Raw genomic sequence first — 26,760 nt, forward strand, 5'->3', positions numbered from 1 at the left:
AATAGGTGTACTTACTCATAATCATTTTTATATTATCATAGATTCGTGGATAGTCAAGCCAATCCAGCGTTTAATTCACCAAAATTGGCTTTTTCTTAAGTAATATGGTGCAAACAATTTAAGACTGCTTCAAATATCACGTAGGAAAGAATTTACATTAAAGTTAATTCAGCTTATAATTTGAACTAACTAAACATTAATGTAATAGAGGTGTGTGTATGAAATTAACGATTCTATCCACAAGTGACACCCATGGGTTCATCGAACCCACTAACTACGTTAGTGCCACAAATGATAAACCGTTCGGCTTAGAACGAGCGGCCGCGTGCATTAACAAATTACAAACCGAAAATGATAATACCATTACCATCGATAATGGTGACTACTTAGAAGGTTCTCCATTAGCTTATTACATCGCAAAAATTAAAAAACAATCTGGTCCTGATCAAATCGACCATGCGTTTAACATGGTTAATTATGATTACGGAATATTAGGTAACCATGAATTTAACTACGGATTAGAGTACATGCAGTCTTCAATCCATAATACTGACCGACAAATCCTTTGTGCTAACATCGTTGACCAAAACGACGAGCACGTGTTAGGCGCACCGTATGCGATTCAAACCATTAATGGAATTAACGTCGGGATCATTGGCATGACGACTAGGGGAGCTACCAAATGGGAATCATCAGAAAACATCATTGGCCTAAAGTTTTTGTCAGTTGCAGAAACCGCTAAAAAGTACGTCCCCATTGTCCGCCAGAAGGCAGATATCGTAATCGTCGCTTACCACGGTGGATTCGAACGCAATAGTGAGGGCGTCGCTACCGAACCGCTAGAGGACTCTGAAAACGAAAGCTACGCTATGTTAAGGGATGTGCCAGGAATTGATGCGTTGGTTACTGGCCATCAACACCGTAAAATTGCTGAAAAGTTATTTAACGTCCCCGTCACCCAGCCGGGCCACCGCGGTGAATTTGTTGGTAAGATTGATTTAGACATCCAACACGTTGGTGATCGGTATCAAGTCGTCGATAGCGATGCCCAGTTAGTTAAAACCGCAGATTATGCCCCAGATCAACAAATCAAAGAATACATTAAACCACTTAGTAACAAGGTTAACCACTGGTTAGACGAACCACTATCTAAGATTGATGGCTCCCTTTACTTTGCCGATGCGTTTGATGCCCGCATCAATAAGACCAGCTTCATCGAATTCATCCAGAAGGTGCAGATGGAGACGATGGGCGTCGATATTTCAGCTACCGCCCTATTTAATAATGAAGCGCATGGATTTGAAAATCCAATTACCATGCGTAATATTATGACTAACTACGTGTATCCCAATAAACTAGCTGCCCTAGAAATCAGTGGTGCGGACCTTAAAGCTGCCATGGAAATTAGTGCGAAATACTTTGCAATTAAGGACCATCAAATTGCCGTCAACGAGGCGTTTGTTTATCCAAAGGCAAGGCATTATAATTACGACATGTACGAAGGGGTTGACTACACCATTAAGGTTAGCAACCCCGTTGGTCACCGCATTATGAATTTAACTTACCATGGCCAACCGGTGCACCCTGATCAAAAATTAAAAATCGCTTTAAATCAATACCGTGCATCCGGTGGTGGTCACTTCCCGATGTTCAGTAATGATAAGGTAATTGCCAAGGATTCAGTCATGATGAGCCAATTAATCGCTAACTACCTGCGTAAGCATCCTTATATTAAGGCTACTAATAATCATAACTTCCACGTTGTGGAGTAAAAAAATAAGGAATCATAATCAATGGATTATGGTTCCTTATTTTATTTAGTGGCATTGGCATAGCGTCGCCGCTTTTGATTATAGCCAACGTATTGAATTACATTTAATTTGCGAATTGCAGTCACTTTGATTTTTCCCGGGTAAGTTAAGTCGTTTTCAATTTGTGCTTGAACGTGCTTAGTCATATCCGACATATCATGATCGTTTAACCGCTTAGGATCAACAATAATCCGAATCTCACGGCCAGCCTGAATTGCGTAACTCTCTTTTACACCCGGCTGGGTATCAGCAATTTTTTCAAGATTCTTAAGGCGACTTACGTATTCCTCAACCGATTCACTTCTGGCTCCTGGTCGGGCACCAGAAATAGCATCAGAAGTCGAAATCAGCGTAGCAATCAAGCTAATCGGTTCCACATCACCATGATGGGCAGCAATTGCGTTGACAACGATTGGCTCCTCATGGTAGGTTTCAGCAATTTTAACCCCTAGTTCAACGTGGGTCCCCTCAACTTCGTGGTCAATCGCCTTACCAATATCATGAAGCATCCCGGCCCGTCTTGCTAGCCGGGGGTTTAACCCCAGTTCACTAGCAATCACTCCGGCGAGTTGGGCCACTTCAATTGAATGGTAAAGGACATTCTGCCCGTAACTAGTCCGGAACTTCAAACGACCAATGATCTTCATTAAATCAGGATGCATTGCCCCTAAGTGCAGTGAAAGCACCACGTCTTCACCAGTTTCACGCAGTTCATCGTTAACATCTTGCCTAGCGTTATTGACCTGGGTTTCAATGTTAGCGTTATTAATTTGGCGTGAGACAATCAAGGCGTTCAACGCCCTCCGAACCACTTCCCGTCGGATTGGATCGTGGGTCACAATGTGTAACGTTAAAAAGTCATCCGGGTCAAAAATCAGGCCCGTTCCGGTCAACGTTTCAATTAACCGCAGGTGCTGCTCATCGTGACTTAATAGCCGATTGCGAATTTCAGCTGATGGGATGTTGACGTTACGTTCAATGTGGCTTCTAGGAACATCTTCAGGTCCGCGCTGAATGGCTTCAATAATGACGTTATCAGCAATTCGATTGGCATACGTCTCAGTGGACTCACCAAGGTATTTAACCTCAATGTCACGTTCCCTTCGAAGTTGCTGTGCCGTTTCGTCCAAGACCATTTGCTTAACGGTATTATCGTCTAATTGACTTTGCTCATTTAGAATCTGATGGCGGTGCACAACCAATTGATCAGCTTGAATAATGGTTTGCTTAACAAACGCCCGATTTTTGGCATTCAAATCCTTAATTTCATTATAACGGCGTTCATCGTCATCGATACGACTACTTAATTGTTTTAAGTAATCGGCATGTTGACGAATCCGCGTTTCGCGGGTTTGATTATCGGTAATCTGGGTCGCCAAATCCTCGGTAATTGTCCGTTCATAATCGGCAGTCCGAGCTTGATTCTGGCTAATTACCTGCTGCTTTTTACTTTTGATTTCAGCCAAACGCTCGTCAAGATATTGCCTTGCCCTACGCTTTGCATTCGCCAGTTTTTTAGCAGTTTGTTTGTTGCTAGTAATGACTCCACAGCCCACTCCGGCAATCATCATTACTAATGCGACTAATGGATACAACGAATTTTCCCTCCCTTCAATTTAAATTCTTCTATCTTATGATAACATAATTATTTAGTGATTGAGTCCAATAATTGGTAAAGAACGGTCTTATTTTGGGCGTCAATATCCACAGCAGCAATTTGTTCGGGAGTTTGTTGAACGGCATTCGGTGCATTCGTAGCAGCTAGATAGTCATGATCAAAATCAATTAGCGGGCCTAGGTTTTCGGCCTTCATTTCGAAGTGAAATTGCAGTCCAATGATATTGTTGCCCAACATGAAACCTTGGTTTAGCGTCATTGAGTTCGTAAATAACCGTTTTGCATCCGGTGGCAACGTAAATTGTTGGCCATGCCAGTGCAACACCGTCAACGTCTCAGGTAATGCTAATGGACTTTGCTGATCAGCTTGAACGGGGAACCAGCCGATTTCAGTTACGGGAATATTACTGATCCGGCCCCCAAACGCTAGTGCAATTTGTTGAGCTCCCAAGCATACCCCGAAAATGGGCTTGTTTGCTTCATGGGCGCGGTGAATTAAGTCTCGTTCAGATTGTAGCCATGGGTCACTATCGGTAGCACTATTACCACCCCCCATGATTACCAGGAGGTCGAATTGATCAGCACGAATCCGATCCAATAATGCCCCTCGATCAGGCCGGAGGAGCAACACATCGTATTGATTATCTTCCGCCCAATCCTGGATTAATCCGGGCCCTTCGACCTCGTTATGTTGTAAAATTATCATTTTCATTATTAATAACCTTCTTTAGTTAAATTCATCTATCCTAATTATAACTAAAATTCTAGAGCAGGTCGATTACTTGGCCCGTTCTAGTATTCAGAACGCCATTTTGGCTGTATAATTATACTGAAGGAGTGATTTTTATGTTATCTATTTTCGGTCAACGACTGCGGGCCTTGAGGCGCGGGCGCAATTTAACCCAAAGCCAACTAGCAGCCGCATTGAATAACCAATTCGATGCCAAACCACATCCAAATACGGAAGCCCAATTGGGTAAATGGGAGTTGGGTTTAAGGTCCCCTTCAATTCCAGAATTAATCAAATTAGCCACGTTTTTCAACGTCAGCATTGATTTTCTAGTGGGCCGTAATGACGATAATATTAAGGATGTTGCTCGTGAACTAATCAGCGCTAGTGAACTGCAATTTAACGCCACTCCGCTCGATCGGAATGATAAACGGGAAATCTTCGAACTAATCCATGCCTACTTATTAGGTAAGGAGGGGCGTAATCATCGCCACGTGGCCAATCACAAACAACAAGAAGAACTAAGGTTAGACTTCGGCCCCCAGCCAAAAAAGTAGGGAGGAATTTTTATCAACCGCAAAAAACTACTGAAACAGCTCCGTAAAAATCACCAAATTAAGCATCACCCAGCATATATCGAACAACTAAAACAATTTGCCGAACTATTCAGCGATTTTGGTGAAATTAAATTTCTAATTAACAATATCATCATGAGTGATAAACTGCTCAGTAACGGTAATTTGCCCCAGGATCTGCCTAATTTATTGCTTCCTGATAACATCCAAGACACCATTTTTAAAGCGGTCAACAACCAGTTTCCGGCCGATAGTAGCGAGGGTGATCGCCTCTGGGAACGATACTCAAACGCACTGCCTAAGCTCGATAAGCAACTACGATCATTTCGGGACTACTTAGAAACCCAATATGGAATGTGGGCCTACATTTCCGCACCGTTTACCAAGGCGATTGCTGATTTTGTTGGTAATGACCACGTTTTAGAGGTCATGGCGGGCAATGGTTATATTTCAAAGGGCCTCCGGAATAATAACGTGAACGTAGTTGCTACCGATAGTTTAGAATGGGTGCAGGAGAACGAAACTGGCAAACACCTGGTCACTAACGTTGAAAAATTGGATGCCATGGCTGCTTTTCACAAGTATGAATCATCAGTCGATACGATCATCATGTGTTGGTCTCCGGATGGCGTGCCAATTGATTGGGAGCTACTGCAGGCAATTCGTCAATCCCCTCGTGATATTCGACTAATCGTTATTGGTGAAAAAAATGGTGCTACTAATTCCAAGGCGTTTTGGGAGCATGCCCAATTTGTGGACTTAGCTGCTGCTAAGCAACTGAATGTCCACCACCAACCATTCGATTTAATTCATGATCAGCTCTACGTCGTAAAATAAAAACCTTGTCGTGCAATGATTTGCATGACAAGGTTTTTGCTTATTTGGTTTCAGCAGCTTCTTCTTCACCCGCTGTAAAATTAGCATCAATTTTATTAAGTTGGTCTTGCGTCCACTCCACAAATCGAGTCGTCATTGCAGGCGTTTGTTTAACAAAGTCATCCGCAGCAGCAGCTTCATCAATTCTTAACTTTGAGCGATTCACATCGGGTGATTCTACGATCATATATACGTTAATGGGTTTAACCCCATCACCAGCCATAATCTTACTAGTGGCCTTAATATTATCAAACGGCAAATTAATGACCCCCGTTTCTAATTTAAAAACGGTATCAGCATCATCAACGATTAGCCGCGCTTGAGCAATTTGATCCGCATTGATTTGTTCGGTAATAAACTGTACCAATGGGGTCAATGCCTTCTGTAAATCAGCCTCTAATGCTTTTCGGTTCATTGTAAAATTAGTGGCAGCGTATTGTTCATTAGTTACTTGCTCAATAAATTCGTCTACATCCATTTTCATTTTTAACACCTACTTTGATTTTTGATTTTGCTTTAATCGCTTCTCAACGCGCCGCTTCGAGTTCTTAAATACCATCTGAAACCAAACCACGTTGACTACGATTCCAAGGGCGCCCAATAATAGGTTAATGATTCTAAGCCAAATACTAATGGACGCATCGGTGATTAGCAACATTGCGGTGATAAAGCTAATCGTGTAAAAAATCATAATCAACCCTAGCAGATGGTAGGCAAAGTGGAAGCGCAACGTTGCCAAGCCCATCGGCACTCCGTATAATAAGGCTGCAATGACAGCCGTTTTAATGAGGGCCTCCCCACTCAATAATGATGACCCTAGCCACATGCCAACGTTAATTAAAATATAAACTAATAGTGAGCATAGTGCTCCGATGTTTAATTCTTTATTTTGCATCCCATTCATCCATTCTAAAATGTTATCTATTAATAACTTTGCCACAAAATAAACCGATACACAACCATTAACCCTACTTTAGAAGGAAGGAATTTAAGTGAACTGGCAATACCATCTCGTTGCAAACCGCCCCGGAACCGTGCGGGAACTACTTAGCAACCAGCTATTAATTCCAAAACACCTCATTTACAGACTCCGTACGGATAAGCGGGTCACCGTCAATCACCGCTACCTCCCGATGAATTTTCAAGTTGCTGTCGGAGATCAGATTCAAATCAGCTTTGAACCCGATGACTTTAATTCAGTCCAGCCCCCGCTCTCAGATTGTACCGACGGCGTCCAAGTTCTATTCGAAACTAACGATGTTATCGTCGTAAATAAGCACCGTGGGGATAAAACGCATCCTAATCAACCGGGAGAACGGGGCGCTACGATCAACCACGTAGCAGCATACCTAGCACCTGCCCATCAACAACCATATATTATTCACAGGCTCGATCAACAAACCTCTGGTGCCATCATCTTTGGTAAAAATCCAGCGGTGGTGCCGATCCTAACCCGGCTCATCAGTGAGAAACGCATTAAACGTTCCTACCTAGCGTGGGTATCAGGAACCGGAATGCGTTCATCGGGAACGATTGACCTCCCAATTGGCATTGATCCCAATGATCAACGGAAGCGCATGGTCAACGGTCCCCATTCATTGAATGCAATCACACACTACCAAGTCATTCGGACGAGTCATCATATGACCCTCCTTAAAATCGAACTAAGCACCGGTCGCACCCATCAAATTCGGGTTCACTTAGCAGCAATTGGCCATCCACTCGTTGGTGATCCCCTTTATAATCCGACTCCAGGGAACGCGCTCCAGCTGCATTCCTACCAACTAGATTTAATTCAACCATTTACAATGGAGCACCACCTCATTACCGCCCCACTACCAACTGATTTTTATATGTAAAAAAATTCCGAACCAATTAAGGTTCGGAATTTTTTGCTTTACAGTAATTAATTAAGCAATTACTTTAAAGGCTTCCATTGCCATTCGTTAACTTCTGGTAAATCAGTACCTTCGTCACGAATGTAAGCGTTATGCTTAGCAACCATGTCTTCCATCCGACGAACGAATGATTGACCCTTAACAGCATATTCTGGAACATCGTTAACAACTTCGATTGCAAGATCGAAACGGTCAAGTTGGTTAAGAACACGCATGTCAAATGGAGTAGTAATATCACCATTTTCACGGTAACCATGAACGTGGACGTTGTGGTTATGACGGTCAAAGAAGAATCCTTTAATCATGTCTTCGAAGCCGTGGAATGCAAATACAACTGGCTTGTCAGTAGTGAATAATTGATCGAACTTAGCGTCACTTAAACCACGAGGGTCGTTTTCTGGAGTACGAAGTCTTAAGATATCAACAACGTTGATAAAACGAATCTTCATTTCTGGGAATTCATCGTGTAGTAATGAAACTGCAGCTAAAGCTTCCCAAGTAGGTTCAGTACCAGCAGCAGCAATAACTACGTCAGGTTCTTGACCTTGGTCAGTAGATGCCCAGTCGACGTAACCTAAACCATCCTTAACAAGGTTGGTAGCTTCTTCGATTGAGAACCATTGTGGACGTGGGTGCTTGGAAGTAACGATTAAGTTAATCTTTTCGTAACTTCTGAATGCAACATCACCAACAGCTAATAAAGTATTAGCATCGGCTGGCAAGTATTCACGAATAAATTCAGGCTTCTTTTCAGCCAAGTGAGTAAGCATCCCTGGATCTTGGTGAGTGTAACCATTGTGATCTTGTTGGAATACAGTGGAAGTATCAACGAAGTTCAATGATGGGTATTGCTTACGCCATGGTTGTTCAGCAGCCTTACGTAACCACTTGAAGTGTTGAGTTAACATTGAGTCAACAACCCGACCGAATGATTCGTAAGTTGCGAAGAAACCGTGACGACCAGTTAGAACGTAACCTTCTAACCAACCTTCAGCTTGGTGTTCTGATAATTGTGAGTCAATTAATTGACCGTGGTTAGCCATGTAAGCATCGTTTGGTTCTTCGATGTCTTCCATCCATTGACGGTTAGTGTTTTCGAACACACCGTAAAGACGGTTTGACATTGATTCATCAGGACCAAATGCACGGAAGTTAGTAGGGTTTAACTTAATAACTTCACCTAACCAGTTTGACCATACAACCATATCTTGAGCAACTGGCTTTCCGTGACCTTCAGCTGCAATATCAACAGCAAAGTCGCGGTAGTCTGGTAACTTCAATGGTTCTGGCTTAAGACCACCATTAGTGATTGGGTTCATAGCCATTCTTTGGTCACCCTTAGGTGCCATGTCGATAACTTCTTGCTTGATAGTACCATCATCGTTTAAGAAGTCTTCTGGCTTGTATGACTTCAACCAGTCAACTAATAAGTCAGCATGGTCCATCTTGTTAGCGGAGATGTCGATTGGAACTTGGTGAGCACGGAATGAGTTTTCGATTGGTTCACCTTCAAGGTTCTTCTTAGGACCAGTCCAACCCTTTGGAGTCCGAACAACGATAACTGGCCAAATTGGTTCCTTAACGTTGTCAGGAGTTTCGTTTTCACGAGCATGCTTTTGGATAGCCTTGATATCTTCGATAGCAGCATCAAGAGTCTTAGCCATCTTTTCGTGGTATGCCATGTGATCGTCGAAGTCGTTACCGTTTTCAACAAAGGAAGCCTTCCAGCCAAGACCCTTGAAGTAATCAGCAATATCTTCGTCGCTCATCCGGTTTAATAAAGTAGGGTTAGAAATCTTGAACCCGTTTAAGTTAATGATTGGTAAAACGGCACCATCAGTGATTGGGTTGATGAACTTGCTTGAGAACCAACCTGCAGCTAATGGACCAGTTTCGAATTCACCATCACCGATTTCAGTAGCAGCGATAACGTCTGGGTTATCAAGAATTGCACCAACACCGTGTGAAAGTGAGTAACCAAGTTCTCCACCTTCATGGATTGAACCTGGAGTTTCAGGAGCAGCATGTGAAGCAACCCCACCTGGGAATGAGAATTGCTTGAACAATTTAGCCATACCCTTTTCATCTTGTGAGATGTTAGGGTAGATTTCTGAGTAACTACCATCAAGGTATGAGTTGGAGACCATTACTTGGCCACCATGACCGGAACCTTCGATGTAGAACATGTTAAGGTTGTACTTCTTAATTGCACGGTTTAAATGTGCGTAAATGAAAGTTTGGGAAGTAATAGTACCCCAATGTCCGATTGGCTTAACTTTAACATCATCAGAAGTCAAAGGCTTCTTTAATAATGGATTGGCACGCAAGTAAAGTTGACCTACTGATAAGTAGTTAGCAGCACGCCAGTACTTGTCAACTTCTTCCAAATATTCTTTGGAATCGAAATTTTCTGCCATTTAATAACACTCCTTTAGTAAAATTAAATACATAGATTATCGTCAACATAAAATTAACCACGACAGCTAATTTTATTTACAATCACTATGATAATAGATTTAAATTAAAAGTCAACCTTTTTGTAAATTGATACGGACCAATTTAAAAGACCACTTTTAATCGTTACGTATATTATGAATGAAAACGGTTAAATAGTCCAACTATTTGTTACGAATATTAACCTTTTTTTAATTGATTTGAACGAATGTATTATACTTCAAATATTGATAGTGTAATCGCATGTTCGAAACCTCAAACGGCGTCCCATCATCAAGGAAGAAAATCCCTTCCATGATGCCGACTGGTTCGGTAGGTTTCAACCCCAATAGCTGTTGATCTTCTTTCGTCGATGGTTCTGCCATGATCGACATGAACGAGCGGGTCACGGTCTTGCCAATTTCTCTTTCCAAATAGTTGAAAATCGATCCTGCAACCACCTGTTTAGTTAGTTTAGGGGTGATTTGAATTGGGATGTAGCCGGTCTCAATCATAAACGGCTGATCACCGAACGACCGCAGCCGCTTAATTTCATAGACAAAGTCATCTTCGCTCAAAAATAAATCCTGCTGAAGCTCTTTGCTAGCCGGAATGACCCGAAGATCCAATAATTTGATTTGGGGGGTCCTCCCCTTACTCTCCATGCTATCGGTAATGCCGATATTAGAGCCATCATAATGAAAAATCGTCTTGGACTTCATATATAGCGGGTTTACGAACGTCCCAGAACCCCGTTTTTTAAAGATAATCCCCTGATCAGCCAAAAGGGCTAACGCACGCTTGATCGAACTTCTACTAACTCCGTATGCTTCACTTAACGACCGCTCATCTGGGAGCCGGTTGTTGGGGAACTCATCCCGACTAATTCGTGCTTTCAAATCCTGCATCACTTTATGATAAACTAAATCTGCCATTTCATTACTCCTCATAAACGTCCGTTCCATCTTGTGTCTCCAGTATAACAGAATAACAGCTGATTTTTAAAAATGAAAATGGGTTGTGCTAAAATGGAGGAAAGGTGGTTATAATATGTCGAAAAAATCCAAATTAAAAAAAACCCTCGTCGAAAAAATTCTCGATAAGAATAAAATTAGCTATCAACAACATGAATTTGCAACCCACACCGAGGGTGACGTTGCCCAAATGGACGTTGATCACGGTGGAATTGAAGAACATCGCATCTATAAAACCCTGGTCCTAAGTGGTAAGGCCACCGGTCCAGTCGTTGGCGTCGTACCATTAGATCAACACCTGAATGAAAAGGAACTCGCCCGTGTTTCCGGGAATAAAAAGGTTAACATGGTGCCATTAAAGGACCTCGAAAAAACAACCGGATACGAACACGGTGCTAATACCCCGATCGGTATCTGGGAAAAATTTGAATATCCCATCTACATTGACGCTTCAGCTGAACAACAGGGAACCATTTTAGTGTCATCCGGTAAAATTGGCCGCTCGGTCGAATTAGATGCGAACGATTTGCAAACGCTTGTCCATGCCCAATTTGCGGACATTGCTACTGATAAGTAACGATGGATAATTTAGGACAAACACTATTGCATACTAATCTCACCGCACTATTTGAAATGATAGCAGTGCCATTCTTCTTAATTTTGGCGCTCAAGCGGGTCAGTCATGGGTGTAAACAGTTGATCGCGAATCGGTATGGAATTCGCGGTCAGCTCTTTTTCGGTTGGCTCGGCATTGTAATTCATGAGTTCAGTCACCTAGTCATTGCGGTGCTTTTTGGTCACCACATTACCGGATTTAAGCTATTACACGTTCCGCGTGGTGGTGATGATAACCAGTTAGGCTACGTTAATCACACGTTCAACCAAAAAAACGGCTACCAGCGAACTGGCAACCTATTTATTGGGATTGCCCCTGTTTTGGGGTGTGCAATCAGCTTAATTTTATTTACCAAATTGTTAGCACCGGAATTAATCACTAGCCTCAGTCGCCTTCCCGATTGGCATTTTCCGACCGCCATTTTAGCGCTAGCTTCCATCTGGAAATTCATCCTTTTAATTTTAATCGCTAGCTCGATTTCAATCGGCGGCTTTGACCTTAGTCATGCTGATCTCAGCAATATTAAATTCGGCCTCTTGGTGGTCGCAATCTTGGTGGTGGTTTCCGCCAGTTTCGCAACGGTGCTCGGGGTCGCAGTCAATTACTTAAATTGGGTGCATTCGATTTGCATCATTGTCAACGGAGTCCTGACGTTATCGTTAGTCGTGACCGTGCTTAGTAACGGGGTCATCAGATTAATTACTGACCACTAATTACCCCATTCGACCTTAAATTCGGCTAGAAAATCCTGCATCACCTTTTGGCGTACCCGGGCCATTTCACGTGCCGTATCAGTATTCAAGCTATTTTTAATTCGCAACAGTTTCTCATAGAAGTGATTAACAATGGTCGTCGGGGTCCGGTATTGTTCAACGGTTAGCTCCTCGCGGGGTTTAATTTTAGGATCATACATCCGTTCACCGAAATGACCACCGTAATAAAACGCCCTTGCAATTCCAATTGCTCCAATTGCATCCAAGCGGTCGGCATCCTGGACGATTTGCCCCTCCACCGATAGTTCGTAGTGGTGTTCCAGATTCTTACTAAATGACATGTGCTCGATAATTTCTAAAATCGCATCAATATGGGCACCTGAATAATTCCATTCCTGGAGTTTGGATTTCACGATCGCAGTTTGTTTTCCTGGATCATCCACTAACTTATCATCAATTAAATCATGCATATACGCTGCGGTTAGGACAATTAGAGCGTTTGCCCTCGATTCATTTACCAAAATTGACTGGGCGTTGTTAACGACCCGTTCAATATGGTCAAAGTTATGCCCAGTGTGATCACGTTGCATTTGTTGCTTTACGTATGGTCCGACTTGATCAAATGCGGTTTCCATCATTCACTCATTCCTTTTCCTTAAATCGTACTAACATTTTATCATAGTCCCTTCTGATTCAAATGAAAAATAATTAAAAGCATATTCAAAAAAATAGCATTCAGATGATTATCATCTGAATGCTATTTTTTATTGATGATGCAAACTAAAAATCACTGCACCATATTGACTATTCCCTTTATAATTTCCACTAACATGAATATGATGTTTAGGAACTAACCAAATGGTATCCTTAGAAACTTGCTTAATCTTAAACCAATATTTCTTATTTCCAGGATTTTTAGTCATTTTATTTTTATAATTACCCTTACCGTAATAGGTTGTTTTATTAACCTTCTTTAGGGTATAGAATTTAATTCTAGTTTTACCCTCATAAGGCGTAGTATATTTAATAGTCCGATTTGAAAATTTAGTCTTATCATTGTATCCACCCTGACTACCATCAGTTAAACGATACCAGTTATGACTTCTGATGTACTTTGAAAAACTAGCAGCATTAGTAACGGGTGAAGCAACAACCAAAATTAAGAACCCCATCAAAAATGAAATCGAGATACTAATTAAAGCTTTATTTATTTTCATTATGTATAACTCCTTAAAAATAATTTAATTTTTATTAATTATACATTATCAAAAAATAAATCGTCAATATCAATTTATTTAATAAAGAATGATTAAAATGCTCATTAATGTAAAGCACCCCTAAGCTTTGTCTAACAAAACCCAGGGGTGCTTTACATTTATTTATTAAACCGTTTAAATTTATTAACTAACAGCTGGATCCCCAATATCAACGGATATGCGGTTAACACAATCAATAGCGCTACCCATATCATTGGTGCGGCGAAAATAGAAACCAGTGAGAAAAACTTACCGGTAACGATGAACGTGAATAAGAAAATCAATCCAGTTCCAGCCACCACCGTTGATTTGAATGGGTTTAATGGTCTGGAAACTAAGATCAATGCAATCCAACAACACACCCCAGTGGCTAACACGCTAAGCGTTGACGTCTGGGCGTAGTTCATTGGCCATTCGCGCGCTATAAATAGAATGGCCAAAACATAGAAGACAATGCTGAATGCCGCGGGGACGGCAATCTCAACAATCTTAGCAGTAAATTGGTTCGTCACCCGTTGGTAATTGGCTTCAAATGCTAAAATAAACGACGGAATGCCAATCATGAACGTGGAAATTGGCGTTAATTGAATCGGTAAGAAGGGATAGTCATGGGTGGCAAAAATGAATAATAACGTCAAAATGGTGGAGTAAATCGTCTTAATTAAGTAAAGCGATGCCACACTCCCAATGTTATTAATCACCCGGCGACCTTCCTTTAAGACATCGATCATGGAGTCGAAATTCGAATCAATCAACACGAAGTTTGCAATACTCTTAGCACTTTCACTTCCTGATGCCATCACAATTCCACAATCAGACTGCTTCAAAGCGGGCATATCGTTAACCCCATCACCAGTCATTGCAACGGTATGGCCATCATATTGATATCCCTTAATTAAGCCCCGCTTTTGGTTGGGCGTTACCCGACCAAAGACGGTGTACTGCTTGGTCAGGGCTCCATAATCAGGATTTGCACCAACGGTGGACATATCAATGTACTTATCGGCATCCTTTATTTTGACCCGCTTTGCAATGCTGGATACCGTAACCGGGTCATCCCCTGAAATCACGTTAATGTCCACATCTTGGGAGGCAAAGAAGCTAAGCGTTTGTTCGGCGTTGGGTCTAATCACATCAGAAATGAGAATCAACCCAATCATGGTCGCACCAACTGCTCGTTCCCCGTCAAAATGATCGGCCTTTGCAATTGCCAAGACCCGGTTGCCCTGTTCAGCGTATTGCTTAACCAGTGCCGCTTGTTCATTCGTCATCTGATCAACAACGAACTGTGGCGCACCGACCATGTAACTGCCGTTAGCAAAAGTAGCCCCACTCCACTTCCGAGCAGATGAAAAGGGATGCACTTCTGTGGCATGCCAACCTGGATTTGGCATTGCCGCCTTTAAAGCGGTGGCGGTTTCATTATCATCGCCAATGCTATGCACTGCAGCCCCCACCGCTTGTTTGAGACTATCAACGGAATTACCAGCTAATGGAACTAGTTGTTCAAATGCTAATTCCCCACTGGTAATCGTTCCAGTCTTATCTAAACAAATCGTATCGACCCGCGCCAGCGTTTCAATTACCGGCAGATTACGGACTAACACCCGCTTCCGTGCTAACTTCATTGCTGAAACGGCTAGCGTCATTGATGAAAGTAGGACCAATCCTTCTGGAATCATCCCGGTTGCAGAAGCAACTGTTCCCAAAATGGCGTTATTGATGTCACTCCCCCGTAAAACCTTGGAAGTGAATAAAATAATCCCCAACGGAATAATAATGAATGTCAAAATTTGAATGATCTTATTGATCATCTTTAACATCTTGCCGTTCGAGTCGCCATCGTCCTTAGCAGCTGCTGAGATTTGGTTCACAAATGATTGAGCGCCGACCTTAACGGCGACCATCTTGGCGTTGCCGCTGACCACAGAACTGGCCGAGGTAATTTCATCGCCGGGTTGTTTAGAAATCGAATCCGATTCACCAGTAATTTGGGATTCATCGACCTCAAGGGCGCTTGTGGTAAGGACAATTCCATCAACTGGAACCTGACTCCCCCGGGTCAATTCAATTACATCCCCCACCACAATTTGGCTGGGGTCAATTTCAATCGACTGCCCATCCCGGATCACAGTCGTTTTATCCCTGGATAATAGGGTCATTTTATCAATTTGTCGTTTGGACCTAATTTCTTGAAACGAACCAATCACGGTATTAACTACCGCTACCACTAGGAACAATAAGTTTTTATAGCTACCAGTATAAATAACGAATGCGGCTAATACCACGTTAATCAAGTTAAACAACGTAAAGGAATTAATCTTAATAATTTCCCAGACACTCTTGGTTAAAGTCTTGGGCGAATGATTAATTTCATCAGCTTCCACTCGTTTGTGCACTTGATCCGTAGATAGTCCGCGATCAGCATCGACCTTATGCCAGTCAATGTTCATAGATGACCACCCTTCCTAATTAAACATCTTAACTCCTATTATATAATGCAATTGTCCATAGGTGGAAATATTTGCACTAATTAACCAGTTCGCATTATTATATTCGTATATACTATTAGGAGGTTGCCTGTATGCCAAATTCAATTATGGATACTTTTAAGTTAAGTGACGGGAACGAAATTCCAATGGAGGGATTTGGAACCTATAAAATTAACGAACAATCAGAAATGGATGCCGCCATTAAAATGGCCTATGAAGTCGGTTACCGGTTATTCGATACCGCTCAATTTTATGGCAACGAGGCAGTATTAGGCCAAGCGATTAAGAATAATGGCATTGCCCGGGGTGATATCTTTATCACCACTAAGATTCCGGAACCTAAGCAGGGGTATGACTCCACATTGAAGGCCGTTGATGAATCACTTCAGCGCCTCCAAACTGATTATTTAGACCTAGTCTTAGTTCACTGGCCAATTCATTCTGAATTTTTTAACACCTGGCGTGCATTAGAAGACGCTAAGGCTGCTGGTAAGATTAAGTCAATCGGAGTCAGCAACTACCACCGGACCCACTTGGAATTTCTTAAGACGCAAGCGCGCGAAATGCCAGTCGTAAACCAAATTGAAGACCACCCATACTTGAGTCAACCTACAATGGTTGATTTTAACAAGCAAGCTGGCATTTTGACCCAAGCCTGGAGTCCGCTCGGCCGTGGCGCCGTCCTCAAGGATCCCGTAATCGCAAAGATTGGTGCAGCTCATAATAAATCAGTTGCACAAGTTATCTTAAGATGGCATTTACAACGTGGCGTTTCCATTATTCCGAAGTCCGGAAAACCGGAACGGGTTAAGCAAAATGCCGATATTTACGACTTCACCCTATCAGATGAAGAAATGAACATGATCAATGATTTGAATAAGAACCAACGAACTGGTGACGATCCAGAATTGGTTTACGAATTGGAACACCAATACCACTAAAATTAAAAATCATTTCACTAATTTAAAAGCTTTGGAGATTTAAGAGGCCTCCATAAGTTGGACAGAAATCGTTCAACTTATGGGGGCCTCTTCATATTGAATAGTGATTTTTAGATAATTTCTTTAAATTCCGTTCGAATTGTGTAGTTTGATTAACTTTCATTCCGTTTGATAGTTTCTAAATATTGGTTGAAAGCTTGAATAGCGCCTTAATTTTCGCAGGCCTCAACAAAATAACTGATAGAACAATAACTAGTCCATAATAAAGTATTTCAAACCAGTTACTGGATGAGATCAAAGAACTTTGAACAAAGTTAGAAACAATATGAATAATCATTCCAGGAATGATCGATTTTGTTCTAATGCAGATAGCCGCTAAGAATATTCCGATGATGATAGCGGTTATTACTTGTAAAATCGTTGCCAATACTGGTTGGCCAATTATATTTATTAAATGCATGCCACCAAATAAAATACTGCTTATAATGACTGCACTAATGATTCCCCAATAATTAGCATTTCTGAATCGGTTAATCAGCGCCTTTAAAATCAAGCCTCTAAAAACATATTCCTCATAAATTCCAGGCCCAATCGAAAAGCAGATGGCGTTAATTAATTGACCTTCATTGTAATTGTACTCGAATCCATAGCAAATAAATAAGATTAGAATTAATTCAAATGTGTATGGTGCTAACAAATCTTTGACAGCAATTCCGCTGGAGAACACCGGAACCTGCTGTTTTAACCAAAAATGATTTAAAATCATAGCTATTCCAATTAACACGATATACCTAGTCGCAACAGACATAAATTCATTGGGAATCAAGATAATACATAAAATGGCAATTACCAATATTAAAATCGTTTGAACAATGCTAAATCCAATTATACTAGATAGTGATTTTTTCAAATTAATAGCTTCCTTTTTGATTTAGTTAATTTTTATTAAACTACATTAAAATATTAACATAATAAAGAATGATAGGGACTACATTAATCCAAAAGAGCATGAGCATTATCTCCATCGTGCATTTGGATAATTGATTCCCTAAATTCGTTTGAATATTTTCTCGACATCGAAAAAATTCATATGATTAAATTATCCCGGATTTAAAAATTTTGTCCGGAATTTAATCATAGGAGCAATATAAATAATATCATTTTTTAGTCCATGTCGTGAATTCATCCGTGTTTATATTAAAATCAATCGTTTTCACAAAATAAATAAAAGCTTCAGCAATCATTTCTGACTGCTGAAGCTTTTATTAATGAATATAAATTGTAATGAAGGTTACTAATCCAAAGATAACCCCCGGAATATTAGAAATAATCAACGGCCAATCACGGTAAGTCTTTGCCCAACCATAGTATACCCAAAGCGATGCATTAATCGTCGCAATGGCGTATTGCAGTGGTGAACCCGGCTGTCCGTGAAAATTAGCAATAATTTGTGGGAAGTAAAAGATGTACATCAGCGAACAGGTAACGATGGCCACCTTACTTAAATTCTTTAACCGCTTTACCCTTTTCTCAGATACCTTTTTACGCTTATCATCTGGGACATAATTATCTACTTTCAAGTCCTGACCCCCCTTATTAAAACCGAATTAAAATTGGTAATAATTTAATTATATCATAAACGGAGGGCCTACTAAAATAGTGCCCTATTCAGTATGAACGGAATCATCAGCCATTTCCCCATGGTCAACGAGGTCCATCCCCTTGATTTCTTCTTCCTTAGTCGCTCTCATTGGTGTAATCAAACCAATGACCTTCGCAATTACATAGGCTGCAATTGCAACGAAGACGATCGTAAAGCAAGTGGCGATCAGTTGCACCCCGACTTGGTGGAAGCCACCACCATAGAACAATCCGTTATCAGCAATTGATGGGTTTGCTAACTTACTTGCAAATAGTCCGGTGGCAATACTCCCGACCATTCCACTAATTCCGTGACAACCAAATGCATCCAAGGTATCATCCAAACCAATCCGTGGCTTCACGTAGTTGATAAATGCGAAACTCGCAATCGTTGCAATAATCCCGATCCAAAATGAACCAGCAACGGTCACGAACCCAGTCGCAGGGGTAATGCCCACCAATCCACACAGTGTTCCGGTACAAACACCCATTAGACTAGCCTGCTTGTTAAAAATGACATCCAAGAAGAACCAGGTCATCATTGAAGCCCCAGTCGCAACAGTTGTTGTAACGGCAGCCTGCATTGCTACATCATTCATTGCCAACGCTGAACCGGCGTTAAAGCCGTACCAACCAATCCAAAGTAACGTCGTTCCAATTAATACCAATGGAACGCTGTATGCTTGGAATGGCTTACCGTAGTTAAGCCGTTTCCCGATTAACTTCGCTAGCACGAAGGCCGTTACCCCAGCATTAATATGAATAACGGTTCCACCGGCAAAGTCAAGGGTGCCCATTTTAGCTAGGAATCCAGTTGAACTCCAAACCATATGTACCATTGGGTAGTAAACAACGATCGACCAAACAAAAATAAATAGCAAGATGAACTTTAATTTAGTTCTTCCAACAATCGCACCAATAAATAATCCGGGCGTGATGATCGCAAACATCATCTGGAATAACATGTATACCCCCGTTGGAATCTTGCTGGGTTGAAGTGAGTTCAAGTCAATCCCACTCAAGAAGAAGTGCTTAAAATCCCCGATAAATGCTCCGTTCCCAACGAATGAGAACCCATAACCAAAGATGACCCACATTAAGGCAACCATTCCGGTCATGATGAACACTAAGAACATCGTATTAACTACGTTTTTCTTGGAAACTAATCCACCGTAGAAAAATGCTAACCCGGGGGTCATCAATAACACTAGTATTGCAGAAATTAAAACAAAGACTGTACTTCCTAAACTCATCGCAATCCACATCCTTTTTCTTTATGTTAGATATTATAACACGAATATTTTTAGTGCGCAGCTCATTTTTAACCAAAAATTAAAAATAGCGGCCAACACAGTGTGTCAGTCGCTATTATAAACCGGTATTATTATTATTGAATTTCAATCCGCGTATTCTTTTGTTGTTCCTTGGTTTGCTTTGGGAGCGTAATCTTTAAGATGCCACCATCATAACTAGCTGAAATCTTGGTATCATCAATGTTTGGAATATAGAACGAACGTGAAATATTACTTGATGAACGTTCACGCCGTAAAATATTGCCTTGCTTATCATTATCTTCCTTAGTTAAATCATGAACAGCACGAACACTAAGGGTGTCATCGTTATAATATAGCTTAATGTCATTTTTCTTAAATCCTGGTAATTCTGAATCCACTTCATAGTTATCATCATTTTCAACGACATCAGTCTTCATTTGATTACCTGACACAGAAGATAAGAAGCTCTTTCCGAAGTTACCAAAGAAAGCATCCATTGGATCGAAACTAGAATCAACATTTCTTAAATCATTAGCCATAATCATAAGACTCCTTTTGTCATTAAATTGAATTTGTAATCACGTTAACCTTGATTACATTATCTATGATAGTCCGAATATTTCAGAATTCAAATATTTAGCACTCAAATAAGGTTAGTGCTAAAAAGATTAAGCTTGCTTTTGACCAGTAGCTTTAGCAAGGGTCTTCATTGCTGCATCCCGATTAGGGACCTTATCCATATCAAAAATAATACTGTCAATCTTGCCACCTACAAAATCAAATTTTTCAACGTAGAGGTATGGATCATCACTATCATCATCCCTAAAGTGGAGGTCGAGTTGCTTTTCGAATGCAATTGCCCAGACATCATCAGTCATCTTTGGAAAGTCCTTTTTGGTAAGATACCCTTGGGTTTCAATTAAATCGATTCCCTTCTGAATATCACTGTCTTCAAACGTCATTTCAGCTTCCCGTTTTTCATCTTCGGTTCTGTTATCTTGATTATCCTTAGCCATAATAATTCCTCCCAAATATTAGTACGACTTTAATTTAGCACTCTTTTTATCCCTAGTTAAGAAAAACGCTTCCTAACATTTGTATTTATTTTAATCTACTGTTTTTAGCTGTATAATGTAAATATTAATTAAATATATATAAAGATTCAGAAATGAGGGAACTTAATTGTCTAGTGGCATACAATTAATAATTATTTTATTTACGTTTTTCTTTGCAGCGTTTTCGGTTGCAAGTGAATTTGCGTTAGTGCAAACCAGGCTTAGTTCATTGGAAGATGATAAAGCTAACGGAAATGGTAACAAAAAGAAATTAGATCGCCAAATTTACATGGTAACCCATTTAAATGATTACCTATCCACTACCCAAGTGGGGGTTTCGCTTGCCGGAATCATTCTTGGGTGGATTGGTGAGCCATTTATTGATGGTTTATTATCTGACGTTTTAAAACTAGTCAATTTAGGTGAGACGTCATCACGGGGAATTAGTGTCATTATCGGGGTCGGGTTACTAACCTACCTAGAAGTGGTTTTCACGGAAGTCGTTCCTAAGAACCTCAGTACTGATAAACCCCGTCAAATGCTAGACATCGTGGCCGGCCCGCTTCACTACCTCCACACCCTATTCTATCCATTCGTGTGGCTCCTAAACATCTCAGCTGGAGCGGTGGTAAAGATGATGGGAATCAAGATGGCTGATGAAAACGATGATTCATATTCTCAAAATGAAATTTTAATGCTCTCTAGAAATGCCGTTCAATCAGGAGAACTTGAGAAAAATGACTACCTATATATGCAACGGGCATTTGATTTAAATGATAAGGTCGCCCGTGACATCATGGTCGACCGGACCCAGCTAGTGGTTTTAGACATTGACTCTAGCGTTAAGGATGGATTACGGCTCTACCTTCAAAAACGGTTTAGTCGAATTCCAGTGGTTGCTAATGGTGATAAAGACCGCATTTTAGGTTATGTTTATAACTACGATTTAGTTCGTCAATCCCGGGTGGATTCTAGTATTGGAATCGATCGGATGCTTCGTGACATCACTACCACCTCTGAAACGACCCCGATTACCGAGGTCCTTCAACAAATGATCAAAAACCGGGCCCCCATCGTGGTGGTCGTGGATGAATACGGTGGGACTTCCGGAATCATTACCGATAAGGATATTTACGAAGAACTATTCGGAACCGTTCGGGATGAAATTGATCCTGCTACGAATGAATTTATCTTTAAACAACCGAAGGGAACCTACCAAGTGAACGGTAAGTTAACCACCTATGATTTTGAACGGTACTTTAATACCGATATTAAGGCGTTCGATAAATCAGATATCGTTACCATTGCTGGATTCATTATTGATAACTATGATGACCTTAAGGTTGGGAAAGTAATCAAAATCATGAACTTTGAATTTAAAGTATTGGATTATGAAAATTCATTCATTAACTGGTTCGAAGTTACAAACCTCAATGAAGCTAAACCGACCATTCAAAAGTCTACATTAGACCAGGTTAAACGGGGTCAAAAGGAACAATCAGAAAACAAATAATTAAAAAGCTAGCGATTAACTCGTTAGCTTTTTTCAATTCAAAGGATCGTGATATTATTGCAACCAATTCAAGCCCTTTTTATCTCCATCAGCGGTAACACCCGTAGCTTTATGGATTCACTCACGGAGTACGCAAAGACCCAACATGCTAATCATTCGGCATCCCCACTATTTAAAGCTCGTGAAATTAGCGATGTCACTGATTTGGCAGTTGAATCCCACCCGTATTTTGCATTCGTCCCCACCTATTTAGATGGTGGCAACGGGATTGACAACGGGGTCAAGGAACTAATGACCAATTCGTTAGGCGAATACATCGCATATAAATCTAATCGCAACCAATGCCTGGGCGTTATCGGAAGCGGCAATAAGAACTTCAATGAGCAGTACTGCTTAACCGCAAAACGGTATGCCCGTGATTACGGGGTCCCATTCCTAGATAACTACGAACTTCGTGGCACTTCTAAAGATGTTGAACGGGTATATCAGTCGATGGTCAATCGGATGAAAACAAATTCAGCAAAATAAAAGATTAGCCGAACGGCTAATCTTTTATTTTTGGTGATATTCATCTTTAATCGGATTGCTATCTGAAATAATGGAATTAATTTTGTACTCACCATCAGATCCTTGCATCACTGCATTGGTCTTAAAGATTTGGGTGTGAATTTGATCGTCGTTATCAAACCGGTACGTAAGGTTATAGTCAACGCTATAACGGTCATTACCCACCTTCTTAACGTCAAGCACCTTGGGTTGGTATACCGCTTGATACTTCGATTGATGGAAAATCAACGCTAATTGATGAACGCTTTGATAGTAATGATTATTCTTGGCATCGGTAAAGTAACTAGATAGATTCGTCCGGACATTCCCCTGGTTGGTGATCTTTTGCATTTGCTCATAAACATCATTAAGGGTCGACTGAGCAACGGATGCATTGAGGGTGTTATCCCCTACTAACTCAATCTGGCGACCGTTATCCTTGGGCGTTACCTTAACTACCGGTGTACTAGGGCCCTTATCATCGCGGTGATACTTAGCACTTAGGTAGATATGGTCACTGGTCAAATTACTAAGGTGATAGTTTCCATTATCATCAGCAAAACTCATTACCTTCCCATTTAATAAGATTAAAGCATGGGGCTTTGTCTTAATATTAATCGAATAGGTCCGCTGTTTAACTAAGCGCTTATTCATTACCACTTGGTATTTAGGGAAAATGCCAAAATGAGTTCCAGTCTTCTGGTATGTAAAGAAACCATCGCTAGTCCGATCTTTAGATCCTAATTCAGACTTCAAATGATTGGCCAAATCAGGATTTGCCTTTAAATAATCAGCCACCATTTTGTTAATATCTTGTTGTTCGGTTTTAGAAACAAAATAATTGGCGGTCTTCCCATCAGCTACACTATCGGTTAACCGGTTTAAAGTAGCGGATTTGGAGTAATAGTAGCGACCATATCCATATCCCCCCACGATCAAAACCAATGCCGCTGCTGAAAAGATCCATAATTTTTTATGCTTAAAACCCGTTCCGTTCGGCTTAACCGGTTGCTTCTTCGCTTTTGGTTTAGGACTAACCTTAGGGTGAGCATTTTGCTTTGGCTTCTTCTTTAGATTTTTATCCTTTTTTTTGCCATTAACCGCATTTTGGCGGTCAACATCAATTTGCGGATTGGGTCTAGGTTTAGGAGTCGTTTTCTTGTTATGAGTGGTTTTTTTAGGTGCTTCACTATGAACAGTGCTCTTTTTAGCATCATTTTTTTGAGATTCTGCTGGTTTATGCGAACCTTCGCTGTGTGATTCACTACGGGAAGGGAAGGTTTTGAACGAATATAGTTCAGATTCTGTTTCACCGTCAGATTCAGCTTTTTTGCCAAAATATCCAGCGAGGTTAAACCCACAATAATCACAGAATTCATTTTCTGGATCATTTTGATAACCACAACGTGGACATTCAATTTTTTGTTGATCTGGCATTCAAGCACCTCCTTAAAAAATAATATATAACCTAATTATACTATAATTATCTGGTTTTATCATTCTGTTTTAGAATTCGATTCCGATTTAATACAATTAAAATGGCAATCACAATCAAAGCGAACGAAAAAATAAACAGCAAATTGTAACTAAAATATTCCACAAATGCACCGGCATACAACGGACCACATGCTCGCCCTAATGACATTGAAATACTAAAGAATGATTGGTAGAGTCCCTTTTGTGAATCACTTGCAAGTGAATCAATCCAGGCCGGCAGGTCCGGAAAGCCAATCATCTCACCAATGGTTAAAAATGCAATCGTTAAAATGAATGAAATGTAGGAATGATCAAATACTAAGAATAAAAAGGAAAGTCCGAAAATAAAAATCCCAAAGGCAATTTGACGATTAATCGGAAATTTACGCCCGATTTTGCTAACGAGCGTTTGCCCAAAGACAATCATCAATCCGTTCACCGTCCAAACAGAACTGTATTCTTCAAATGAAATTCCCATTTGGGTCATGTGAATTGGCATTACACTTTCCCAAATCGCATAGATTAAGTAGATGCTAAAAATCAGAAAACAAATTGCTAGTAGTAACTGCAGCGTTTTGGACTTAGCACCATCAGCTGCCTTAACTTGGTGGTTATAGTCATAATCAGTAAAGTCAATGTCGAAAAGCCGAATTGCCATTATAAATAAAATAGCATAAAAAGCAGATGTTACTGCAAATACCGTGGTCACTCCGTATTTCAATAGGTAACCCACCATCGCAGTTCCAACCACGACCCCAATGTTTAGCCCTACGTAGAGGGTATTAAAAACATACCGGGGACTCTTCGATTTAATGGTAGAAGCGTATGAATTAATCAACGTTAAGCTAATTCCATCACTAAACCCATGAATAATTAATAGGAATGCAAAAATAGGCCAGCCATGAAAAAAGGTCAGAGCAACGATTGACGCTAGTGAAATCAAAATACTGATTAGCGCTGTTTTATATGCTGACCAGTGATCGAATAAAAAGCCGCCAGTATAGTTCCCAATAATCATGAATAATGACATTAAAAATAAAATCAATCCCGATTCAGTCAACGAACGGTGAAGATAGTCATGCATATACATCGTTGTCAGTGGCCATAAACATGATGAGCCGGCATTTAGTAGCGTTGTATAGACTAATACCGACTTCATCCCCACTTCTTTTGGCTTTGCCATAAATTACACTTCCCAACTATGATTTAAAATCCTTATTCTCTAGCCTAAAACATTCCGAATGAAAAAACCACCACAGCTAATGCTGAAGTGGTTATTATATAGAAAGTTAAGCTAATTACTTAATCCGAGTAAACGAGTAAGTAGCAGCTGGTGCAGCCCCCATCTTAACGGATACTAACTTATTATTACTATCTACTAAGTAGAACTTATTCTTGTTTACCAAGCGAATGTACATTGTGCTAGTCTTCTTATCGCCCTTACCACGGTAAGTTAAGGTAATTACTTTTCCATTAACGTGTTTAACGTTAAAGACTGCGTTACTCAATAACTTGCTGTTCAAAATTTTATTTTTGTATAACGTTTGGTTTAAACCAGTATCGTTGTTAAAAGTCCAGAGTTGGGTATAACTACCGCTAGCGCTTGACTTCCAATTGCCCATCAAATCGTTGACCTTAGCAACGGCAACTGATGAACTACTGGAGTTATTAGAACTACTCTTATTAGTCGTCTTAGCAGATGAGCTAGTGTTAGTAGTGGTAGTAGTTGAGGCAGCCTTAACGGTTACGATCCGGTAAAAGTAATGCGATGATTTATCTGGTTGTGCGTAAACATATAGCTTCGTGTTTACGGCATACTTTTTAGGAAGCGTAATGGTATACTTACCCTTACTATTAGCGACCGTAGCAGCAATTTTTTTATTGTTATTTAACCGAACGTAAACATCAACGTTCTTAGTAGCAGTTCCTGAAATTTTGGTATCTGCGGTGGTAACACTAGGCACGCTTAATGATGGTGTCTTAGTAGCTGATGTTGCTGCATTGGCACTGGTTCCGAACGAGAAAAGCGCTAGGAAAAATGCCCCAATTACAAATAAAAATGGTTTCTTCATGATGGTTCTCCTTATCATTTATAAATAAATAAATCTTACCATATCTATATTAAACATTTTAGATATTAATAGCAATAGAATTGGGATTAAATTGCACTGATATTATGTAAATTTAAATAATTGGAAACCGGTAAATAATTTAAAAATAGCGTTTTCATAATATCAGTGTAAACCCTTTCTTTGACTTTGTATGTGGTATATAATAATCAAAGTTGATTAATATATATGAAGAATATTGAATTAATAATTTA

26 protein-coding genes are annotated in these 26,760 nt (G+C 40.4%); 9 read left to right on the plus strand and 17 right to left on the minus strand.

The genetic code is table 11. The annotated features are described in order from the left end of the window. Nucleotides 1–218: 218 nt before the first annotated feature. The gene (locus tag MOO44_RS03040; RefSeq protein ID WP_260116953.1) at nt 219–1,772 is read left to right on the plus strand and encodes a bifunctional metallophosphatase/5'-nucleotidase; all 1,554 of its coding nucleotides are present in this window, start codon (nt 219–221) and stop codon (nt 1,770–1,772) included. Between the two features lie 41 nt (nt 1,773–1,813). Here MOO44_RS03040 and rny read toward each other — a convergent pair whose 3' ends face one another. Both rny and MOO44_RS03050 read right to left on the minus strand, forming a co-directional pair. Next, on the minus strand, nt 1,814–3,406 hold the full coding sequence (gene rny / locus MOO44_RS03045) for a ribonuclease Y (RefSeq protein WP_260116954.1): 1,593 nt from the start codon (nt 3,404–3,406) through the stop codon (nt 1,814–1,816). 50 nt (nt 3,407–3,456) lie between these two features. Then, nucleotides 3,457–4,140 (minus strand): type 1 glutamine amidotransferase, encoded by a 684-nt coding sequence (locus MOO44_RS03050; RefSeq protein WP_260116955.1) that lies wholly within the window; start codon nt 4,138–4,140, stop codon nt 3,457–3,459. A gap of 134 nt (nt 4,141–4,274) precedes the next feature. Here MOO44_RS03050 and MOO44_RS03055 point away from each other — a divergent pair, with 134 nt between their 5' ends. Together MOO44_RS03055 and MOO44_RS03060 are read left to right on the plus strand one after the other, a co-directional pair. Next, the gene (locus tag MOO44_RS03055; RefSeq protein WP_260116956.1) at nt 4,275–4,715 is read left to right on the plus strand and encodes a helix-turn-helix domain-containing protein; all 441 of its coding nucleotides are present in this window, start codon (nt 4,275–4,277) and stop codon (nt 4,713–4,715) included. Nucleotides 4,716–4,721: 6 nt separating this feature from the next. Continuing rightward, nucleotides 4,722–5,570: an SAM-dependent methyltransferase gene (locus MOO44_RS03060; RefSeq protein WP_423802927.1), complete on the plus strand. Its 849-nt coding sequence runs from the start codon at nt 4,722–4,724 to the stop codon at nt 5,568–5,570. A 40-nt stretch (nt 5,571–5,610) separates the two neighbouring features. Here the strand turns inward: MOO44_RS03060 and MOO44_RS03065 are convergent, their stop codons facing one another. Together MOO44_RS03065 and MOO44_RS03070 are read right to left on the minus strand one after the other, a co-directional pair. Beyond that, nucleotides 5,611–6,093, minus strand: coding sequence for a hypothetical protein (locus MOO44_RS03065; RefSeq protein WP_260116958.1), 483 nt, complete (start codon nt 6,091–6,093; stop codon nt 5,611–5,613). A gap of 9 nt (nt 6,094–6,102) precedes the next feature. Continuing rightward, the gene (locus MOO44_RS03070) at nt 6,103–6,504 is read right to left on the minus strand and encodes a hypothetical protein (RefSeq protein ID WP_260116959.1); all 402 of its coding nucleotides are present in this window, start codon (nt 6,502–6,504) and stop codon (nt 6,103–6,105) included. A gap of 97 nt (nt 6,505–6,601) precedes the next feature. Here MOO44_RS03070 and MOO44_RS03075 point away from each other — a divergent pair, with 97 nt between their 5' ends. Beyond that, a complete protein-coding gene (locus tag MOO44_RS03075) occupies nt 6,602–7,468 on the plus strand; it encodes an RluA family pseudouridine synthase (RefSeq protein WP_260116960.1) in 867 nt (288 codons plus the stop codon). Between the two features lie 59 nt (nt 7,469–7,527). Here MOO44_RS03075 and MOO44_RS03080 read toward each other — a convergent pair whose 3' ends face one another. Beyond that, a complete protein-coding gene (locus MOO44_RS03080; protein WP_260116961.1) occupies nt 7,528–9,924 on the minus strand; it encodes a phosphoketolase family protein in 2,397 nt (798 codons plus the stop codon). Between the two features lie 228 nt (nt 9,925–10,152). Beyond that, nucleotides 10,153–10,875: a GntR family transcriptional regulator gene (locus tag MOO44_RS03085; protein WP_260116962.1), complete on the minus strand. Its 723-nt coding sequence runs from the start codon at nt 10,873–10,875 to the stop codon at nt 10,153–10,155. Nucleotides 10,876–10,990: 115 nt separating this feature from the next. Here MOO44_RS03085 and ybaK point away from each other — a divergent pair, with 115 nt between their 5' ends. Then, the gene (gene ybaK / locus MOO44_RS03090) at nt 10,991–11,491 is read left to right on the plus strand and encodes a Cys-tRNA(Pro) deacylase (RefSeq protein ID WP_260116963.1); all 501 of its coding nucleotides are present in this window, start codon (nt 10,991–10,993) and stop codon (nt 11,489–11,491) included. 26 nt (nt 11,492–11,517) lie between these two features. Next, nucleotides 11,518–12,243: a hypothetical protein gene (locus MOO44_RS03095; protein WP_260116964.1), complete on the plus strand. Its 726-nt coding sequence runs from the start codon at nt 11,518–11,520 to the stop codon at nt 12,241–12,243. Here MOO44_RS03095 and MOO44_RS03100 read toward each other — a convergent pair. The 3 genes from MOO44_RS03100 to MOO44_RS03110 form a co-directional block, all read right to left on the minus strand. Next, complete coding sequence (locus tag MOO44_RS03100; RefSeq protein ID WP_423802917.1) at nt 12,240–12,878, minus strand: HD domain-containing protein; 639 nt, start codon at nt 12,876–12,878, stop codon at nt 12,240–12,242. The two genes, MOO44_RS03095 and MOO44_RS03100, sit on opposite strands and share 4 nt — an antisense overlap. Before the next feature lie 129 nt (nt 12,879–13,007). Continuing rightward, a complete protein-coding gene (locus MOO44_RS03105; RefSeq protein ID WP_260116966.1) occupies nt 13,008–13,460 on the minus strand; it encodes a hypothetical protein in 453 nt (150 codons plus the stop codon). Nucleotides 13,461–13,618: 158 nt separating this feature from the next. Further along, nucleotides 13,619–15,952 (minus strand): HAD-IC family P-type ATPase, encoded by a 2,334-nt coding sequence (locus MOO44_RS03110; RefSeq protein WP_260116967.1) that lies wholly within the window; start codon nt 15,950–15,952, stop codon nt 13,619–13,621. A gap of 131 nt (nt 15,953–16,083) precedes the next feature. Between MOO44_RS03110 and MOO44_RS03115 the strand changes: the two genes are divergently transcribed. Beyond that, complete coding sequence (locus MOO44_RS03115; RefSeq protein ID WP_260116968.1) at nt 16,084–16,932, plus strand: aldo/keto reductase; 849 nt, start codon at nt 16,084–16,086, stop codon at nt 16,930–16,932. A gap of 178 nt (nt 16,933–17,110) precedes the next feature. On the opposite strand, the gene MOO44_RS03120 is transcribed toward MOO44_RS03115, so the two are convergent. The 5 genes from MOO44_RS03120 to MOO44_RS03140 form a co-directional block, all read right to left on the minus strand. Continuing rightward, nucleotides 17,111–17,842: a CPBP family intramembrane glutamic endopeptidase gene (locus tag MOO44_RS03120; RefSeq protein WP_260116969.1), complete on the minus strand. Its 732-nt coding sequence runs from the start codon at nt 17,840–17,842 to the stop codon at nt 17,111–17,113. Between the two features lie 355 nt (nt 17,843–18,197). Continuing rightward, nucleotides 18,198–18,512: an SWEET family sugar transporter gene (locus tag MOO44_RS03125; RefSeq protein ID WP_260116970.1), complete on the minus strand. Its 315-nt coding sequence runs from the start codon at nt 18,510–18,512 to the stop codon at nt 18,198–18,200. Nucleotides 18,513–18,596: 84 nt separating this feature from the next. Continuing rightward, nucleotides 18,597–19,826 carry an ammonium transporter gene (locus MOO44_RS03130; RefSeq protein WP_260116971.1) on the minus strand — a complete coding sequence of 410 codons (1,230 nt, stop codon included), beginning with the start codon at nt 19,824–19,826 and terminating at the stop codon, nt 18,597–18,599. Between the two features lie 134 nt (nt 19,827–19,960). Continuing rightward, the gene (locus MOO44_RS03135) at nt 19,961–20,386 is read right to left on the minus strand and encodes an Hsp20/alpha crystallin family protein (protein WP_260116972.1); all 426 of its coding nucleotides are present in this window, start codon (nt 20,384–20,386) and stop codon (nt 19,961–19,963) included. Between the two features lie 129 nt (nt 20,387–20,515). Continuing rightward, nucleotides 20,516–20,863 (minus strand): hypothetical protein, encoded by a 348-nt coding sequence (locus tag MOO44_RS03140; protein WP_260116973.1) that lies wholly within the window; start codon nt 20,861–20,863, stop codon nt 20,516–20,518. A 166-nt stretch (nt 20,864–21,029) separates the two neighbouring features. Between MOO44_RS03140 and MOO44_RS03145 the strand changes: the two genes are divergently transcribed. Both MOO44_RS03145 and nrdI read left to right on the plus strand, forming a co-directional pair. Beyond that, nucleotides 21,030–22,415 (plus strand): hemolysin family protein, encoded by a 1,386-nt coding sequence (locus MOO44_RS03145; protein WP_260116974.1) that lies wholly within the window; start codon nt 21,030–21,032, stop codon nt 22,413–22,415. A 57-nt stretch (nt 22,416–22,472) separates the two neighbouring features. After that, nucleotides 22,473–22,943, plus strand: a complete 471-nt coding sequence (nrdI, locus tag MOO44_RS03150; protein ID WP_260116975.1) for a class Ib ribonucleoside-diphosphate reductase assembly flavoprotein NrdI — start codon at nt 22,473–22,475, stop codon at nt 22,941–22,943. A 24-nt stretch (nt 22,944–22,967) separates the two neighbouring features. On the opposite strand, the gene MOO44_RS03155 is transcribed toward nrdI, so the two are convergent. From MOO44_RS03155 to MOO44_RS03165, 3 genes are all read right to left on the minus strand, one after another. After that, on the minus strand, nt 22,968–24,398 hold the full coding sequence (locus MOO44_RS03155) for a zinc ribbon domain-containing protein (protein WP_260116976.1): 1,431 nt from the start codon (nt 24,396–24,398) through the stop codon (nt 22,968–22,970). 46 nt (nt 24,399–24,444) lie between these two features. Further along, on the minus strand, nt 24,445–25,620 hold the full coding sequence (locus tag MOO44_RS03160; protein WP_260116977.1) for an MDR family MFS transporter: 1,176 nt from the start codon (nt 25,618–25,620) through the stop codon (nt 24,445–24,447). A gap of 115 nt (nt 25,621–25,735) precedes the next feature. After that, on the minus strand, nt 25,736–26,509 hold the full coding sequence (locus MOO44_RS03165) for an Ig-like domain-containing protein (RefSeq protein WP_260116978.1): 774 nt from the start codon (nt 26,507–26,509) through the stop codon (nt 25,736–25,738). Nucleotides 26,510–26,760: the final 251 nt, after the last annotated feature.

The sequence above is a fragment of the Nicoliella spurrieriana genome (assembly GCF_023380205.1).
GTDB lineage: Bacteria > Bacillota > Bacilli > Lactobacillales > Lactobacillaceae > Nicoliella > Nicoliella spurrieriana.

Excerpts from the sequence above, each read along its gene's own strand:
- MOO44_RS03100 (WP_423802917.1), bottom strand. The coding sequence starts at position 12,878 with ATGGAAACCGCATTTGATCAAGTCGGACCATACGTAAAGCAACAAATG.
- MOO44_RS03105 (WP_260116966.1), bottom strand. The coding sequence starts at position 13,460 with ATGAAAATAAATAAAGCTTTAATTAGTATCTCGATTTCATTTTTGATG.
- MOO44_RS03130 (WP_260116971.1), bottom strand. The coding sequence starts at position 19,826 with ATGAGTTTAGGAAGTACAGTCTTTGTTTTAATTTCTGCAATACTAGTG.
- MOO44_RS03080 (WP_260116961.1), bottom strand. The coding sequence starts at position 9,924 with ATGGCAGAAAATTTCGATTCCAAAGAATATTTGGAAGAAGTTGACAAG.
- MOO44_RS03055 (WP_260116956.1), top strand. The coding sequence starts at position 4,275 with ATGTTATCTATTTTCGGTCAACGACTGCGGGCCTTGAGGCGCGGGCGC.
- MOO44_RS03135 (WP_260116972.1), bottom strand. The coding sequence starts at position 20,386 with ATGGCTAATGATTTAAGAAATGTTGATTCTAGTTTCGATCCAATGGAT.
- ybaK (WP_260116963.1), top strand. The coding sequence starts at position 10,991 with ATGTCGAAAAAATCCAAATTAAAAAAAACCCTCGTCGAAAAAATTCTC.
- MOO44_RS03085 (WP_260116962.1), bottom strand. The coding sequence starts at position 10,875 with ATGGCAGATTTAGTTTATCATAAAGTGATGCAGGATTTGAAAGCACGA.
- MOO44_RS03115 (WP_260116968.1), top strand. The coding sequence starts at position 16,084 with ATGCCAAATTCAATTATGGATACTTTTAAGTTAAGTGACGGGAACGAA.
- MOO44_RS03050 (WP_260116955.1), bottom strand. The coding sequence starts at position 4,140 with ATGAAAATGATAATTTTACAACATAACGAGGTCGAAGGGCCCGGATTA.
- MOO44_RS03065 (WP_260116958.1), bottom strand. The coding sequence starts at position 6,093 with ATGAAAATGGATGTAGACGAATTTATTGAGCAAGTAACTAATGAACAA.
- MOO44_RS03040 (WP_260116953.1), top strand. The coding sequence starts at position 219 with ATGAAATTAACGATTCTATCCACAAGTGACACCCATGGGTTCATCGAA.
- MOO44_RS03070 (WP_260116959.1), bottom strand. The coding sequence starts at position 6,504 with ATGCAAAATAAAGAATTAAACATCGGAGCACTATGCTCACTATTAGTT.
- MOO44_RS03110 (WP_260116967.1), bottom strand. The coding sequence starts at position 15,952 with ATGAACATTGACTGGCATAAGGTCGATGCTGATCGCGGACTATCTACG.
- MOO44_RS03165 (WP_260116978.1), bottom strand. The coding sequence starts at position 26,509 with ATGAAGAAACCATTTTTATTTGTAATTGGGGCATTTTTCCTAGCGCTT.
- MOO44_RS03140 (WP_260116973.1), bottom strand. The coding sequence starts at position 20,863 with ATGGCTAAGGATAATCAAGATAACAGAACCGAAGATGAAAAACGGGAA.
- MOO44_RS03155 (WP_260116976.1), bottom strand. The coding sequence starts at position 24,398 with ATGCCAGATCAACAAAAAATTGAATGTCCACGTTGTGGTTATCAAAAT.
- MOO44_RS03160 (WP_260116977.1), bottom strand. The coding sequence starts at position 25,620 with ATGGCAAAGCCAAAAGAAGTGGGGATGAAGTCGGTATTAGTCTATACA.